At 64.3% G+C, this 15281-nt stretch carries 13 protein-coding genes; 9 read left to right on the forward strand and 4 right to left on the reverse strand.

The window, feature by feature from the left end:
• The first annotated feature begins 8 nt into the window (after positions 1-8).
• The 3 genes from ACR64R_RS24985 to ACR64R_RS24995 are packed head-to-tail and all read left to right on the forward strand — an operon-like array spanning position 9 to position 2844.
• Positions 9-452, forward strand: a complete 444-nt coding sequence (locus tag ACR64R_RS24985) for a hypothetical protein (protein WP_487358908.1) — start codon at positions 9-11, stop codon at positions 450-452.
• Positions 445-1707 carry a glycosyltransferase family 2 protein gene (locus ACR64R_RS24990; protein WP_487358909.1) on the forward strand — a complete coding sequence of 421 codons (1263 nt, stop codon included), beginning with the start codon at positions 445-447 and terminating at the stop codon, positions 1705-1707. Before ACR64R_RS24985 ends, ACR64R_RS24990 begins: the two co-directional genes overlap by 8 nt.
• A gap of 57 nt (positions 1708-1764) precedes the next feature.
• On the forward strand, positions 1765-2844 hold the full coding sequence (locus ACR64R_RS24995; protein ID WP_487358910.1) for a glycosyltransferase: 1080 nt from the start codon (positions 1765-1767) through the stop codon (positions 2842-2844).
• A gap of 19 nt (positions 2845-2863) precedes the next feature.
• Here ACR64R_RS24995 and ACR64R_RS25000 read toward each other — a convergent pair whose 3' ends face one another.
• Both ACR64R_RS25000 and ACR64R_RS25005 read right to left on the reverse strand, forming a co-directional pair.
• Positions 2864-3886: a phosphoribosyltransferase gene (locus ACR64R_RS25000; RefSeq protein WP_487358911.1), complete on the reverse strand. Its 1023-nt coding sequence runs from the start codon at positions 3884-3886 to the stop codon at positions 2864-2866.
• 39 nt (positions 3887-3925) lie between these two features.
• On the reverse strand, positions 3926-5422 hold the full coding sequence (locus ACR64R_RS25005) for a lipopolysaccharide biosynthesis protein (protein WP_487358912.1): 1497 nt from the start codon (positions 5420-5422) through the stop codon (positions 3926-3928).
• A 197-nt stretch (positions 5423-5619) separates the two neighbouring features.
• Here ACR64R_RS25005 and ACR64R_RS25010 point away from each other — a divergent pair, with 197 nt between their 5' ends.
• The 6 genes from ACR64R_RS25010 (at position 5620) to ACR64R_RS25035 (ending at position 13188) form a co-directional block, all read left to right on the forward strand.
• Positions 5620-6786, forward strand: coding sequence for a glycosyltransferase family protein (locus tag ACR64R_RS25010; RefSeq protein WP_487358913.1), 1167 nt, complete (start codon positions 5620-5622; stop codon positions 6784-6786).
• Between the two features lie 26 nt (positions 6787-6812).
• The gene (locus ACR64R_RS25015; protein ID WP_487358914.1) at positions 6813-7802 is read left to right on the forward strand and encodes a glycosyltransferase family 2 protein; all 990 of its coding nucleotides are present in this window, start codon (positions 6813-6815) and stop codon (positions 7800-7802) included.
• Positions 7802-8740: a glycosyltransferase family 2 protein gene (locus ACR64R_RS25020; protein ID WP_487358915.1), complete on the forward strand. Its 939-nt coding sequence runs from the start codon at positions 7802-7804 to the stop codon at positions 8738-8740. The genes ACR64R_RS25015 and ACR64R_RS25020 overlap by 1 nt, the downstream gene beginning before the upstream one ends.
• The gene (locus ACR64R_RS25025) at positions 8730-9680 is read left to right on the forward strand and encodes a glycosyltransferase family 2 protein (RefSeq protein WP_487358916.1); all 951 of its coding nucleotides are present in this window, start codon (positions 8730-8732) and stop codon (positions 9678-9680) included. Before ACR64R_RS25020 ends, ACR64R_RS25025 begins: the two co-directional genes overlap by 11 nt.
• Before the next feature lie 65 nt (positions 9681-9745).
• Positions 9746-10642 carry a UTP--glucose-1-phosphate uridylyltransferase GalU gene (galU, locus tag ACR64R_RS25030; RefSeq protein WP_487358917.1) on the forward strand — a complete coding sequence of 299 codons (897 nt, stop codon included), beginning with the start codon at positions 9746-9748 and terminating at the stop codon, positions 10640-10642.
• Positions 10643-10806: 164 nt separating this feature from the next.
• On the forward strand, positions 10807-13188 hold the full coding sequence (locus ACR64R_RS25035) for a polysaccharide biosynthesis tyrosine autokinase (protein ID WP_487358918.1): 2382 nt from the start codon (positions 10807-10809) through the stop codon (positions 13186-13188).
• A gap of 15 nt (positions 13189-13203) precedes the next feature.
• On the opposite strand, the gene ACR64R_RS25040 is transcribed toward ACR64R_RS25035, so the two are convergent.
• Both ACR64R_RS25040 and ACR64R_RS25045 read right to left on the reverse strand, forming a co-directional pair.
• Positions 13204-13917 (reverse strand): metallophosphoesterase, encoded by a 714-nt coding sequence (locus ACR64R_RS25040; protein WP_487358919.1) that lies wholly within the window; start codon positions 13915-13917, stop codon positions 13204-13206.
• A gap of 189 nt (positions 13918-14106) precedes the next feature.
• Positions 14107-15186, reverse strand: coding sequence for an acyltransferase family protein (locus tag ACR64R_RS25045; RefSeq protein ID WP_487358920.1), 1080 nt, complete (start codon positions 15184-15186; stop codon positions 14107-14109).
• Between the last annotated feature and the right edge of the window lie 95 nt (positions 15187-15281).

A 15281-nucleotide genomic window follows, 5' to 3' on the forward strand; every position in this document is an offset into this window, starting at 1 on the left:
AGGGCAAGATGAAGGTCACGCGCCGCACCGCGCTCGCAATCGTCGCCGGCGGGATCGCCTCCACCGGTATCGCGGCCGCTGCCGTCTCGTCCTTCACGGACGAGGACCTGGTTCGCGTCACGCTGGAGAAGTATCTCGGCCCGCTCAACATGCGCATCGAGCATCTGCAGCAATTCGTGCTCGAATTCCACAACCGCAATCCCTGGATTTTCCCGGGCGGCAAGGTAGCGGACGTGGTGACGCTGGCGGAAACGGTGAAGCTCGGCAAGGCGCGCGAGCTGCTGCCTCAGGACAAGCGGCGCGACCTCCGCCGTTTCGACCGCTGGGTCGTCGCCGAGTTCCACATGCTGACGGATTATGCCTGGCGCAGCTCGCCCGACGATCCGATCCGCTTCACCGGCTGGCATCCATGCACGAACCCGTTCGCCAATCTGGAGCAGCAGAATGCGTAAGTCAGGCGAAACCGAAGACACTGTGATCTCACAAATGGCTGCATCGAGGAAACCGACGGTCACCGTCATCGTCCCCACCTTCAACCGCGAGAAGTTCCTGCCCGAAGCCATAGACAGCCTGCTGCGGCAGACGGTGGCGCCGGATCAGATCCTGATCGTGGACGACGGCTCGACCGACAACACCGGCACGGTGGCGTCCTCTTTCCCCGCGCCGGTCGAATATTACCGCAAGGAGAATGGCGGTAAGTCCACTGCGCTGAACTTCGCCCTGAAGCACTGCACGGGAGATCTCGTCTGGATTTTCGATGACGATGATGTCGCGCACCCGACGGCGCTGGAACGGTTTCTCGCCGCTTTCGAGCGGGAGCCGGAAGCCGATTTCGCATTCGGCGAATATGCCCGCTTCCAGCGCTCGGCCCAGATCGGAGAGGGTGATTACCAGATCGTCGCCTTCGGCCATGTCAGCCAGGACAACTTCTTCCCGTCGCATCTGGAGTATTGCCACGTCCACCAGCCGGGTCTCCTGGTGCGCCGCAAATGCTACGACGAGGTTGGCGGCTTTAACGAAACCCTGGTCCGGTCACAGGACTATGAAATGATGCTGAGGCTGGCGCGCCGGTTCAAGGCGGTCAGGGTCGACGGTCTCATGTTCTTCCAGCGCCAGCACGACATGGTTCGCGGCAGCACCAAGGTGGTCATTTCCTACACCGATCGGATCAAAGCCTGGGGCTCATACGACAGGGTGATCATGGAAGAGGTCTACAAGTCGGTCGATCTCCATGAATATCTCGACCGCTCGGAGCAGGCCTTGCCGAAGACGGCCGACCTCGAGATGCAGGCATTGCTGCAGCGTTCGAGCATCATGGCGAGGAAGGGCCTGTGGCACCACGCGGCCGCGGATATCCGCCGCTACGCCCAGCTTGCCGAGCGAGCCGGGAAGACATCGCTCAGCGACAAGGAACGCGCCATCGTGCGGCGCACCTTCGAAGCCTATGACACTGGCCTGGCCACCGCCCCCGCCGACGAGTTCGTCTCGGCGGTGAAGGGATGGAAACCGGGAGCCCTGAAGACCGATATCGTCAGGGAATACATGCATTCCTTCCCGCATTTCCTCGCTCGCGATTTGAAGGCGGGAAAACTCGTCCCTGCATCGAAGCTCTTGCGGGAGTACTCGACGCTGTCTCTCCCAGGCTCGCTCAGTCGCCTCTGCAGGGCAATGACGTCGAAGCTTCCATTGCTGCGCGGCGCAAGCTGACGGCCTGCAATTGAGCAGGATCGCCGGACAATGCTGGACCGGATCAGGAGCCCAATAATGAAAGTGCTTTTTGCAAGTGGCAACGGCTATATTCCCGAGTTCACCGGCGGCGTGCAATCCAACACCCATCATCTGGTCGAGCAGCTCGTCGAGCACGGCCATCAGGCTTCGGTCCTCGCCTCGTTGTTCGGCGACGGTATGTTCGGCTTCAAGGCGCGCGCCAAGATGAAGCTGCTGCGGCAGCCCGCGGTCGTCGACAATTTTCCCGGCTATCCGGTGATGCGCGCATGGTTCCCCTGGGAGGCGGCCGGCTTCGCCGTCGAGAAGACGCGACCCGACGTCGCCGTCGTCCAGTGCCACAAGTCGGTCCTGCTCGGAAAGGCGCTTCAGGCCGAGGGCGTGCCGCTGGTCGTCTATCTTCACAACGTGGAATTCCATGAGCTCGCCGGCGATCCGCGCGAACTCGGTTCGGCTTTGTACATCGCCAATTCGGAATTCACCGCGCGCACCTACAGGGAAAAATTCGGCATCGAGTCCATCGTGCTTCCGCCGACCATCAACGAAGCCCTCTATTGCACGCGCACCACCGGCGAATTCGTCACCATGATCAATCCTTACGAGGAAAAGGGTTTCGATCTGGCGGTGAAGATTGCGGCCGCCTGCCCGGAGATCCCGTTCCTGTTCGTCGAAAGCTGGAAGCTGGACGACGACCATCGCGCCCGCGTCGAGAACACCATCGCGCCGCTTTCGAACGTCAGGCTGGAGAACCGCACCAACGACATGAAGACGGTTTATGGCCGCACCAAAATCCTGCTTGCCCCGAGCAAATGGGAGGAGGCCTGGGGGCGCGTTGCGTCCGAGGCGCATTGCAGCGGCATTCCTGTGGTCGGCTCGCGGCGCGGCGGTCTGCCCGAGGCCATCGGCCCCGGCGGCGTGGTGCTCGACTACGACGCTCCGCTCGCCGACTGGGCTTCGGCTGTCAAGCGACTGTGGAGCGACCGCCAGGAATACGAACGGCTGTCGGCGGCGGCTCTGACCTTCTCCAAACGCCCGGAGCTCGATCCCTCGCGGCAGCTGGTTGTGTTTCTCGACCTTCTCGAAAGGGCAGTCCGGCAGGGCGTCCGGCGCGCCGCGTGATTTTCCTTGAGCAAGCGCTCTATGCCGGGCGCTTCACCCGGTTCTTCAGCGCTTCGTAGCCGCGCTCGCCAAGCAGCGCCCGTGCCGTCGCCTTGACGGCCTGCTTTCGCCCATCGAGCAAATTGGTCTGCCTTAGCCGCGCCGGAAGGTTGCGCGCCGCCTGTTGCAGCGCCGGCAGCGACAGCGGGTCGGGCAGGCTCACAATGTTGGTTTCGACGCACAGCACCGGCTTGCCGGAGAGCTTGGCGATCTTCTGCGCCTGCTCGTGTTCGCTCTCGATGAACAGGATGGCGTCCGACTTGCGGTAGAACTCGGCCTTGAAGCTGCCATGGGCGCCGAGCCGCTGCCGTTCGGCCTTGTTCGGCAGGTCCAGCATGACGAGATGGTCGTATCTGATGTTTTGGCCGGCGAGCCATGCCTCGGTCAGCTTGCGGTATTTTTCCAGGCGGCTCGTCACCAGCCAGCCGATCTTGCGGGTCGGCGCGAGCAGCGGCCGCGCCCCGGCGAGGAATTTCTCATAGGCCGGTCCGTCGTCGTTTTCCTCCTCGGTCGGGTCGAGGCAAAGCACGCCGTCAATGTCGACGCAGCACTGCTCGAGGAACATGTGGTGCATGAAATTCCACTGGAACATTCTAGGATGCGGCACGGCCTCGAAGACCATGTCGGTTTCCTCATGCTGCAGCGACAGCCCGAAGACGGCGGCGAAGATGAAATCCCCTTCGATGCCGCTGGCGGCGATTTTCTCGCGCGCGTCGCGCATCGCGGTGCCGCCGATGATGCTGTCGTCGATCACCAGGATCTTGCGCATCTCGTGGGCCTGCCGGTCGAGGCCCGCCCAGCGCTTCGTGATCCCGGACGTATAGATCCTGCCGCCCAGAAAACTGTCGAGATCGGTCATCGGGATGTTCGCGATCAGGCTGACCATGGTGCCGGCGAGGATGCCGCTTCTCGGCACGCCGACAACCAGGTCGATGTCGCGCGGCAACCGGTGCAGGTTGCGCACGATCGCGTCGTTCATGTCTGAAATCGATCGGTAGTTCATGCGGTTATTCCTGTCCTGAAGTCAGCGTGTGGCGCGAGCTCATTTCGCCTCGCTGGGCGCCGCGAGGAACCCCCGTGCCGGGATAAGCCGCAATGCCTCGCGAAGCGCTTCGCGGCCGGCGCTGAAGGCAAGCGCGGCAAGAATGGTGGCGGCATAGGAGAGCGCCGCGCCCGCGGCCAGAGCCACGACGGGCGGCGCCTGCAGCATCGGCTTGGCGAGCCAGATCAGGCCGAATGCCAGATGCGCGCCAAGTACGAAAGGCAATGCCGCATGTAACACATGGCTGGCCCTGAGCGGTCCGGTCTTTCCGACATAGAGCCACAGGAAAGGCGTGCGCAGATATTCGCTGATCGCGTAGGCGACCGCGACGCCGAGCGCGCCATAGGGAAGGCCGATGGCGAAGGCCAGGACCGAGGTTATGGCGGTGACGATGCCCCAGCGCATGAAGTCGCCTGAACGGCCCTGGCTAACGAAAAGCCATCCCGCCGGATTGTTGAGCGGCTGCAGCAATCCGGCAAAACCCAGCGCCAGGAAGATCGGAGCGCTTCCCCGCCATTGCTCGCCGAGCACGAAGGGAATGAGCGTATCGGACATGGCGGCGGCGAAGGCGACACCCGGAAGCGCCACCAGGAGGATCAGCGGCATGACGCGCAGATAGGCGCTGCGGTAGCGGTCCGGCTCGTCCTTCAGCCGCGACAGCGCCGGAACCATCACCTTCGACAGCGGGTTGGTAATCTGGCTGAGCGGGAACAGCAGCAGCTTGTAGGCGCGGTCATAGAGGCCGAGCTGGGTCTCGCCCCAGTATTTACCGATCAGCACATTGTCGAGGTTGCGGGCGAAGAAATTGGCGAAGTTGAAGCCGGTGATGCCGGCGCCGAAATTGATCAGCGCGCCGATGCCGTCTACTTTGCGCGGCAGGCTGGGGCGCCAGCGCGAAAAATACCAGTAGCACAGCGTCGGCAGCACGGCGCTTGCCAGCGTGCCGGCGAAAAGCGCCCAGTAGGAGCGATCGACGAGGGTCCAGGCAATAGAGACCGCGACGCCCACCACGGCGCTGGCGATGTCGATCATGGCTAGTCGCGTGAACTCCATGCGACGCGTCAGCAGGGCCACGTGCTGCGCCCCCAAGCCATAGGCCAGGATCTGCAGGCCGAAGGCAGCGACGAGGCCGGTCACGCGCGGCTCGCCATAGAAGGCGGCGACCAGTGGCGCCGAGCCCGCAAGCAGGCAGGCCAGTACCGCGCTCACCGCGACATTGACCCAGAACAGGTAGTTGATCTCCTCGTTGCGGATGCCGGTCTTCTGGATCGTCGCCTGGGTCAGGCCGAAATCCTGGAACAGGGCGATGAAGGCTAGAACCGGCGCGGACATTGCGACGACGCCGAAATCCTGCGGCGACAGAAGCCGCGACAGAACGATGACCGAGATGATCTGCGTCGCCACCCGCACGCCTTGCGCCATCGCGGTGACGACCGCGCCGCGTCCGACGGATTTGCGCAGGGAGCCCTCAGGCGGATCGAATGCACTGGTTTCCAAATTCAGGATTCCTGATCTTGCGACCGGTCCGACATCGTCGCGACCGGCGCCCGCCGCCATGCGTAAGCTACCGCAAGATGTTTTTGCAGTGCAACAAGAAATGTGGGGATGTTTCCTACGCCGCACCAAAATTGTTGCGATGCAGCAAAAGCTGTACTAGCATCCCCGATGGGTGGGCCCAACAGCGGGCGAGTTTCATGCTGCATGTCTTGTACCTTGTGCATGACGTATCCGACCCGGCGGTTCGCCGGAGGGTTCAGATGCTCAAGGCGGGCGGTGCCAGGGTCACCCTGGCGGGCTTCCGCCGCACCACCGGTCCGGTCGCCGAGATCGAGGGTATCGAGCCTGTCGATCTTGGCGCGACGCGCGACGGCCGATTCGCGCAGCGCCTCGGCGCGGTCGCCAGGGCAGCCGTGTCGATCGGCGCGAAGCTGGGCGCCATGCCCAGGCCCGAGCTCATCATCGCGCGCAACCTTGAAATGCTGGCGCTGGCCCGACGCGCCAATGGCGCGTTCGGCGCGAGCGTGCCGATCGTCTATGAATGCCTCGATATCCATCGCCTCGTGCTGCGTGACGATTTTGTCGGCAGGACGCTGCGCGGCGCCGAGCGCCATCTCGCCCGCGACGTGAAGCTTCTGGTGACGAGTTCTCCCGCCTTCATCGCCAATTATTTCGAGCCGTTCGGGCAGATCGGCGCGCCCGTCGAGCTGATCGAGAACAAATATTTCGAGACCGCGCCGGTTGTCGCTGCGCATTTCGAGGATGGCCCGGCGCCGCCGCCCTGGCGAATCGGCTGGTTCGGCGCGCTGCGCTGCCGTCGCTCACTCGAACTGCTGGCCGATTTCACCCGCCGGCAGGCAGGGCGCTTCGAAGTCGTCCTCAGAGGCCGTCCCGCGCTGTCCGAATTTGCGGACTTTCATGGTTACGTAGCGGCCGAGCCCTGGCTTTCATTCCAAGGGCCCTACCGCAATCCAGAGGACATGGCGGCGATCTACCGCGAGGTGCATTTTTCCTGGGCGATCGATTTCTTCGAAGCCGGCCAGAATTCCGAATGGCTGCTTCCCAACCGTCTCTACGAAGGCTGCCGCTTCGGCGCAGTGCCGATCTCGATGGCGGACACCGAAACGGGCAGGTTCCTGAAACAGCAGGACATCGGCGTGCGCCTGTCCGAAGCCTCGCCCGAAGGGATCGAGGCGATGCTGAGCGGGATGGACCAGGACAGATATCGCGGCCTGAAGTCGCGGGTGTTGGCGCGCAACCCCAGGACCTGGAGCTACGACCGCAGCGATTGCGCGGCCTTCGTCGACAAGCTGCGCGGCCTCGCCTCGGGGTCTTCAACTTTCGCGATGGAGGCGGCGGCGTGATGGCGCGGCAGGACGAGCAAGAAACGATGAAGCGGACCAACGCATCGATCCTCATCGTCATTCCCTGCCTCAACGAGGCGGCCCATATGGGCGGCCTGCTCGACCAGTTGCGGCCAGCGGCGGCACGGCTCGGCGGCCGCATCGTCGTCGCCGACGGCGGCAGCACCGACGGCACGCAAGCCATCGTCGAAAAGATCGTGGCGAAGGATCCTCGGGTCATCCTGCTCGCCAATCCGAAGCGTCTGCAGAGCGCCGCGATCAATCTTGCGGTGGCGGCCCTTGGCGATGGCGCCGACTACCTTATCCGCATCGACGCGCATGGCGGCTATCCGGACGATTTCTGCGACCAGCTGGTCCAGGAAGCGCTTGCCACTGGCGCCGATTCGGTCGTGGTTTCCATGCTGACCGCCGGCACAGGCGCCGTGCAGAAGGCTGTCGCCGCGGCGCAGAATTCCAAGCTCGGCACCGGCGGCTCGAAGCACCGGCACATGTCCGCGGGCGAATGGGTCGACCACGGCCACCACGCGCTGATGCGCGTCGCCGCCTTCAAGCATGTTGGCGGCTACGACGAGAGCTTCAGCCACAACGAGGACGCCGAACTCGACTACCGGCTGCGCGAGGCTGGCCACCGCATCTGGATGAGCGGCAGGACGCACATGATCTACTATCCGCGCTCGACGCTGAAGGGGCTCTATTTTCAGTATGTCGGTTATGGCCGCGGCCGCGCCAGGAACGTCCTGAAGCACCGCATGGTGCCGAAGCTGCGGCAGATGATCCCGCTCTTGGTGGCGCCCGTGGTGCTGCTGGCCCTGCTCTCCTTCGTCCACTGGCTAGCTGCCGTGCCCTTCCTGCTTTGGGCCGCCGTGTGCCTCGGTTACGGCCTGGTGACGGCGATCCGCCAGCACAATGCCAGCATCTGTCTGGCCGGCGTCTCGGCGATGGTCATGCACTTTGGCTGGTCCGTCGGCTTCTGGCAGCAGATCCTGACGTCCCGCTCGCGGCGCGAGGTGGCGTGATGGCCGGCCGCTCGATCGACATCTGCATCTGCACCTTCCGCCGGCCGGAACTGGCCGACACGCTGCGCTCCGTTGCCGCGCTGGAGAAGCCGGCGGGATCGGAGGTCGGCATCGTCATCGCCGACAATGACGATGAGCCAAGCGCCCAGAAGCTCGTGAAGGCGCTTGCCGGGGAATTGAAGCTGCCGGTCCGTTATCGCCACGCGCCGGCGCGCAACATCTCGATCGCCCGCAACGCCTGCCTGGACGCCAGCGTGGCGGATTTCGTCGCCTTCATCGATGATGACGAGACGGCGTCGCCCGGCTGGCTGGTCGAATTGATGGCGACGGCCGACGCCACGGGCGCCGCGGCGGTGCTCGGACCGGTGCGGGCGCATTATCGTCAGGACGCGCCGGGCTGGATGCAGAAGGGCGACTTCCATTCGACCCTGCCGGTCTGGGTGCGCGGCGAGATCCGCACAGGCTACACCTGCAACGTGCTGCTGAGGATGACCGATGCGAGCCTGCGCGGCCGTCGCTTCAGCCTTGCTCGCGGCCAGACCGGCGGCGAGGACACTGAGTTCTTCGATGCCATGGTCAAGGCCGGTGGCCGCATCGCCTTTGCGCCGCAGGCCTTTGTCGACGAGATCGTGCCGCGCGCCAGGGCGGCGTTCGACTGGCTGCGCCGCCGTCGCTTCCGCTTCGGCCAGACGCATGGTCACCTGATCGGCCGCGGCACCGGCGGCATGCGCCGCGCCGGCCAGGTCGGGCTGGCTTCGGCCAAGGCCGCCTATTGTTTTGGGATGGCCATTCTGACCGCGATCAGCCCGGTGCGGCGGAACCGCAGCGTGTTGCGCGGCATTATGCATGTCGGTGTCGTCAGCGGCTTGGTCGGCCTCCGCGAAATCCGCCAGTACGGCCTCACTTCGCCAGAACAAGGGAACAAGCGTGCAGCCTGACGTCAGCTTCGTCATTGCCGCCTACAACGCGCAGGCCACTCTCGACCGCGCCATCGCCGGCGCGATCGCGCAACGCGGCGTGACCGTCGAAATCATCGTCGTCGACGACCGGTCTCGCGACGGCACTTTGGACGTGGCGCGCGCCTATCCGGAAGATATCGTCAAGGTGGTGGCGCTGCCCGCGAACCGCGGCCCCGGGGGCGCCAGGAACGCCGGGCTCGACCGCGCGCGCGGCCGCTGGGTGGCGGTGCTTGATTCCGACGACGCCGTGCATCCCGGCCGCATGGCGGCGATGATCGCGCGGGCGGAAGCGGCCGGCGCCGAGATCGCCGTCGACAATGTACAGGTCGTGCGCGAGGACGGCACGCCCGACGACACGATGTTCCCTGCCGGTTATCTGGAGGCTTTGCGCGAAATCTCGCTTGCCGACTACATCGGCGGCAATCTGGTCTTCGAATCGCGCTTCAATCTCGGCTATCTCAAGCCGGTCTTCCTGCGGCGGTTCCTCGATGAGAACCGGCTGCGCTATGACGAGAAGCTGCGCATCGGCGAGGACTACATCCTGCTGGCCAGCGCGCTCGCGAGCGGCGGCCGTTGCGTGGTCGAGCCCACCGTCGGCTATGTCTACCACATCCGCGCCGGCTCGATCTCACGCGTGCTCGAATTGCATCACGTCGAGGCGATGGCCAGGGCCGACGCCGCGTTCGCGGCGGCATATTCCATGGACGGTGGAGCCCAGGCGGCCTTCGCGAGACGCGGCCGCAGCTTGCGCAAGGCGGCTTCGTTCCTGTCACTCGTTCAGCACATCAAGGCGCGTGCGCCGCTCAAGGCGATAGGCACGGCGTTCAGGGATCCGGCCGCGGTCCGGCACATGTCGATGCCGATCGCGGCCCGGCTCAAAAGGGTTGCGGCACAGTTTGCCGTGGGGACGGGGAGATGAAGCATGCGGGCGATTTTTCATAGCCGGCGATAGGTAGAAGTCGTTTCTCTCAGAAGGAATATCAGATGCAGAAAGTCAGGAAGGCAGTCATCCCGGTGGCGGGACTTGGAACGCGGTTCCTGCCGGCGACCAAGTCGATGCCGAAGGAAATGCTGCCCGTCGTCGACAAGCCTGTCGTGCAATATGCCGTCGACGAGGCATTCGAGGCCGGCATCGAGCACATCGTCTTCGTCACCGGCCGCAACAAGGCGGTCATCGAGGACTATTTCGACCTGCACCCCGAGCTGATCGGCACGCTGGAGCAGACGGGCAAGAAGGCGCAGCTTGAATCGTTGGAAAACCTGCTGCCCGTCGCCGGCGCCACCTCCTTCATCCGTCAGCAGTCGCCGCAGGGCCTCGGCCACGCCGTATGGTGCGCGCGCGACGTTATCGGCAACGAGCCATTCGCGCTGCTGCTTCCCGACATGGTATCCTTCGGCGCGCGCGGCTGCCTTGCCGAGACGGTCGATCTTTATCAGCGGACCGGCGGCAACGTCATCGCCGTCGAGCGCTGCGAACCGGCGGAAACCAGCAAATACGGCATTGTCGGCCGCGGCGATGAGGTCGGCTCCGGCTTCAAGGTCACGGCGATGGTCGAAAAGCCCGCGCCCGCCAACGCGCCGTCGAACTTCTACATCAACGGCCGCTATGTCCTTCAGCCGGAGATCTTCGCCCTGCTCGGCAACCAGCAGCGCGGCGCCGGCAACGAAATCCAGCTTACCGACGCCATGGTGCGTCTGGCTCAGAGCCAGCCCTTCTACGCCCAGCCTTTCGGCGGCCGCATGTTCGACTGCGGTTCCAAGGAAGGCTTCATCGAGGCCACCATCGCCTTCGCCCTGGCGCGCGACGACATGAAAGGCCCTGTGTTCGAGATGCTGCAGCAATTTCTCCGGTCGCATGAGCGCCGGGAAGTAGCCGCATAATGCCCATGTTTCGGGTGCATATGCGAACTCGCGATGGCGCGACAGCCACTCAAGCGCCCGGGCCTGCAGGCCCGGCGCATCCTGGCAATGACGCGCGGTCTTTTCTGGTCACGACGCCGATCTACCAAGGCCGATAGCGCCTGCAACCTGGAATTGGACCGAAGATGAACTATGCCAACTTCCCTGTCGACAAGAGGATACCGTTGCCCAGCGCCGACCCGGAAAAGGGTGAAGACTTCATCGATGTCGAGCGCCTTGTCGGCATGGCCGCCCGGCAGGCCAAGGTGGTGGCGGTCTGCGCCATCATCGGCCTGTTGCTGGGGGTGATCTATCTGCAGACCACGCCCAAGCAATACACGTCGTTCGCCAGCGTCCTGATCGACGAGGGCCTGAACAAGGTTGTCGACGACATTTCGGCCGCGTCGCAAACCATGCAGACCGACGCCTCGCTCCTCAGCCAGATCGAGATACTCTCCTCCGCGCGCCTTGCGTCGGTGGTGGTCGACAAATTGAAGCTCGACCAGAACGACGCCTTCATGAACCCGCCGCAGTCGGCCCTGGCCAAGGGCATCGGCTTCCTGCGCGGAATGGTCGGCTATTTCCGCGGCAGCTCGGCGGATCAGATTCCCGGCATGGAGAATGTCGACGAAGCAACGCGCGAAGCCATGATGAAGACGGCGCGGCATGACTATGCGGTGCTGAAGCTGCAGAGCGAGGTGATGGCGCAGCGCAACGGCCGCAGCTATGTGATATCCATCGGCTACCAGGCGCCCGATCCTGGGCTGGCCACGGCCATCACCAAGGCCTATGCCGACGCCTATCTGGCCGACCAGCTCAATGCCAGCTTCGACGCCACCGAACGCGCGGCCCTGTGGCTGCAGGGCAGGCTCACTGAATTGCGCGAAAGCTCCCAGCAGGCAGCGATGGCGGTCGAAAAATTCAGGGCCGAACATGGATTGGCCGCCAACAGCGACGGCCAGCTGATGAGCGACAAGCAGCTCTCCGACCTCAACGCCCAACTGATCGTGGCACAGGCCGATACGGCGCGTGCCAGCGCGCGTTACCAGCAGTACAAGGCGATCGTCGACAGCGGCTCCGAGAGCGCCTTCAACGACTCCGCGATCGGTGCCGACCAGCCGAGCAGCTCGGTCATCATCGCGCTCAAGACCCGCTATCTGGCGGTCGCCAAGCGCCTGCAGGACGTCGAGACGAATTTCGGCAAGGATCACCCGCAGGCGGTGGCTCTTGCCAAGGAAAGGGCCGATGTCTCGGCGCAGATCTTCGGCCAGTTGAAGCAGCTCACCGAAAGCTACCGCAACGACTTCGAAGTGGCGCAGGCACGCGAGACCGCGCTGCGCGACAAGATTTCCACCGCCGCCGGCAAAAGCTCGATCGACAACCAGTCGCAGGTGAAGCTGAAGGAGCTCGATCAGCAGGCGCAGGCGCTGACCACGCTCTACCAGACCTTCCTCAGCCGCTATGAGGAGGCCTCGCAGCAGCAGTCCTTCCCGGTCGGCAAGGTGCGCATCATTTCCGACGCGTCGATGCCGCTCGCGGCCTCCAGTCCGCGTACGATGCGCGTACTGGCGCTGTCGCTGGTGCTCGGCCTGATGCTTGGCGCAGGCTTCGGGGGGCTCAACGAGTTCAACGAGCGCTTCTTCAGGACCGGAGAGGACATCCGCGACCGGGTCCACCTGAAGTTCCTCGGCTATCTGCCGACGATCGGCGGCGGCAAGGCCAAGGAAACCAAGGCCGACGACATGCCGGTCGACGGCAAGGTGGCCAGCCTCTCCGCGGCCGAGAGACGGGCGCGCATGCGCGTCAGCATCGACGCCCCGGCGTCGATGTTCGCAGAGACCCTGCGCAACGCCAAGATCGCCTTCGACGTCGTGATGGAGGACCGCGGCAGTCGGGTGATCGGCGTCATCTCGGTGTTGCCTGGAGAAGGCAAATCGACGGTGGCGGCGAACCTAGCCGGACTGCTCGCGGCGAACGGCGCAAGGACCTTGTTGATCGACGGCGACCTGCGCAATCCGGGCCTGAGCCGCGGCCTTGGCATGGAGACCGAACAGGGTCTGATGGAGGCGGTCGTCAACGGCCAGACCTGGCAGTCGGTCGGCAAGGTCGACCGCCAGACCAAGCTCGCGATCATTCCAGCCGTGCTGCGCGGCCAGTTCTCGCATACCAGCGAGCTGCTTGGCTCGGCCGGCATGCGGCGATTCATCGACAACGCCAAGGAGACGTTTGAATACATCATCGTCGACCTGCCGCCGCTCGGGCCGGTCGTCGACGCCAAGGCTTTCGCGCCGCTGGTCGACGGCTTCGTGCTTGTGACCGAATGGGGCCGCACGCCACGCAACATGGTCCGCTCGATGCTGGAATCGGAGCCCTATATCGCCAACAAGGTCATCGGCGCCGTGCTCAACAAGGTCGATCTGAAGAAGCTGGCGAAATACGGCTCGCTCGGCGGCTCGGAAAGGTTCTTCGATCGCTACTCCGCCTACTATCTGGAGAAGTCTGAATCGCGCCCCAAGCAGGCCGCTTGACGCGGTGCTCGCTAGCTAATCTCGAGACGATAGCAGCCGGCCGTATCTGCCGACGATCCTGAGCGCGGTCAACCGCCCCGTTTGAAAGGCGCCGGTGTCGATGTCGAGTCGGCGCCCCGCAAGCTTCGGAACGTCGACGATCGTGTGCCCGTGAACCACCCAGCGGTCGAGACGGTGCGCAGCCTGGAAGAACTCCTCGCGGATGTTGAGGAGATCGCCCTCGTCCTGTGCCTCGAGCGCGATGCCGGGTCGGATGCCGGCATGCACGAAGACGAAGTCGTCCGAGCAGATCATCGCCGGCAGCGTGCGCAGGAAGTCGACATGGCTGGCGGGAATGGCCTCGCGGATGCGCGCGTCCGCCTGCTCTCCCGAACCGTAGACGATGGCCAACCGGTCAGGGTCGACGCCGTAGGAGAACAAGGTCTCGCGTCCGCCATAGCCGAGCCAGGTCTCACGCGAGAGGTGACCGTCCAGATAGAGGAGCAGGGCCACCTCGTGGTTTCCCGCGAGGCAGACGCGTTGGAAGCCGCTCGGCGGCGGCGCCATCAGATGTTCCACGACGCGCCGCGAGTGCGGGCCGCGGTCGATGTAGTCGCCCAGCATGATGATGATCTTGCGGCCGCTGAACCGACGCGCGTCGAGCTGTATCTTCTGTTCCAGCGCGCGCAGTTCTTCGTGGCAGCCATGCACGTCGCCGACCGCGTAGACGACCGTGTCGCGCATATCCATGACGAGGCGCTCGCGCGGCGCGGGTCGAGGGTGTCTCGATCGTTGGAACAGGTTCACGGATTGAGGCTCGATCTTTGCACTGGTTTGCGCCTCGATATCATGTCGGATGCAAACAATTCCACACCTGCGCGCCTTTGCGCTTTACACGCAATTGCTCCGGCAGGTGAAACGCGATCGGCAGTCGCGTCGTCAGGCGGCCTTCAACCTGTAGCGGAATAGCGTGTGGTCCAAGAGCAGCCGGATGCGCGGCTCGGCCTCAGCCGCGATCAGCCAGCTCACCGCGATCATGGCGGCCCCGACAACGGGAACGGCGGCCAGATAAGGCACGCCGGCGCGAGTGAGGACGCCGAGCGTCGCCGCCCCGACGACATCATGGATGAGATAGAGCGGATAGGTCATCAGCCCGATCCGTCGCCAGCCACGCCAGGAAAGGTCGAGTTGCAGCGACCACGCCATCAGCGCCACTGCCGCCAGGAAGATGATGATCGGCGCCGCATAAGGCATGGGGGCTTCGACCTTGATGCTGTGCACCTCGACGGAGCTCGCGATCTGCAGCGCGCCGCCGAACAGGAACAGGGCTGTGAAGGCGAGGCGCGGCATGGTCGTCGCCTTGAAGCGCATCAGCCAGATCAGCACGCCGACGGCGAAGAACGCGCCGTGATGCACAAGCGTCAGCTGCAGCCAGCGGGTCTCGCCCAGATCGGTCCAGCCGAAAGCGAAATAGAGGCACCAGAACAGCGTGCTGGCGAGTCCGATGACGATGGCGACGGTCTCCATCAGGTCGAAGCGGCCGAGCCGCAGCATGACCCAGACGATGGTATAGAACGCGATCTCGATGCCGAGCGTCCAGTAGACACTGTCAACCCACGGTTCGAAGGGCACGAACAGCCCCGTGCGGACAAGCCGGATCACGGCGTCCGTCGGCCAGGAAAATCCCACCATGAGCAGCACGATCGCGGAGATCGGCGCGCAGATCCAAACCGCGGGCACCAGCCGGCGGAAGCGCGCCTCGAAGAACTTCAGCGGCGTCGAGTTCTCGGCGCTGAAGGCGATGACGAAGCCGCTGATGACGAAGAACACCTGCACGCCGACCCAGCCGGAACCGGCAAAGGCCATTTCGGGGTGTGGCGGGATGCCGCCTGTGGCGCGCGCCGAAACGCCTTTGGGGAAAGCCCACACCCAGAAGCCGTAGTGATGGAGCATCACCATGACGGCAGCCAGGAAACGCAGGATGTCAATGCCGCCGAATGTCGTCTTGTGCTGAGCCATGCCGTGCCTTCGGTATGGCCCCCCAAGCGGGTTTTAAGCCCTGTTGCTGCATTGCACAACAGGCGATTGCACTGCGGTAGGATTTCGTTTTCCGA

The organism is Mesorhizobium sp. MC2-1-1 (assembly GCF_057597255.1).

Excerpts from the sequence above, each read along its gene's own strand:
- ACR64R_RS25035 (WP_487358918.1), top strand. The coding sequence starts at position 10,807 with ATGAACTATGCCAACTTCCCTGTCGACAAGAGGATACCGTTGCCCAGC.
- ACR64R_RS25010 (WP_487358913.1), top strand. The coding sequence starts at position 5,620 with ATGCTGCATGTCTTGTACCTTGTGCATGACGTATCCGACCCGGCGGTT.
- ACR64R_RS24985 (WP_487358908.1), top strand. The coding sequence starts at position 9 with ATGAAGGTCACGCGCCGCACCGCGCTCGCAATCGTCGCCGGCGGGATC.
- galU (WP_487358917.1), top strand. The coding sequence starts at position 9,746 with ATGCAGAAAGTCAGGAAGGCAGTCATCCCGGTGGCGGGACTTGGAACG.
- ACR64R_RS25045 (WP_487358920.1), bottom strand. The coding sequence starts at position 15,186 with ATGGCTCAGCACAAGACGACATTCGGCGGCATTGACATCCTGCGTTTC.
- ACR64R_RS25040 (WP_487358919.1), bottom strand. The coding sequence starts at position 13,917 with ATGGATATGCGCGACACGGTCGTCTACGCGGTCGGCGACGTGCATGGC.
- ACR64R_RS24995 (WP_487358910.1), top strand. The coding sequence starts at position 1,765 with ATGAAAGTGCTTTTTGCAAGTGGCAACGGCTATATTCCCGAGTTCACC.
- ACR64R_RS25000 (WP_487358911.1), bottom strand. The coding sequence starts at position 3,886 with ATGAACTACCGATCGATTTCAGACATGAACGACGCGATCGTGCGCAAC.
- ACR64R_RS24990 (WP_487358909.1), top strand. The coding sequence starts at position 445 with ATGCGTAAGTCAGGCGAAACCGAAGACACTGTGATCTCACAAATGGCT.
- ACR64R_RS25020 (WP_487358915.1), top strand. The coding sequence starts at position 7,802 with ATGGCCGGCCGCTCGATCGACATCTGCATCTGCACCTTCCGCCGGCCG.
- ACR64R_RS25015 (WP_487358914.1), top strand. The coding sequence starts at position 6,813 with ATGAAGCGGACCAACGCATCGATCCTCATCGTCATTCCCTGCCTCAAC.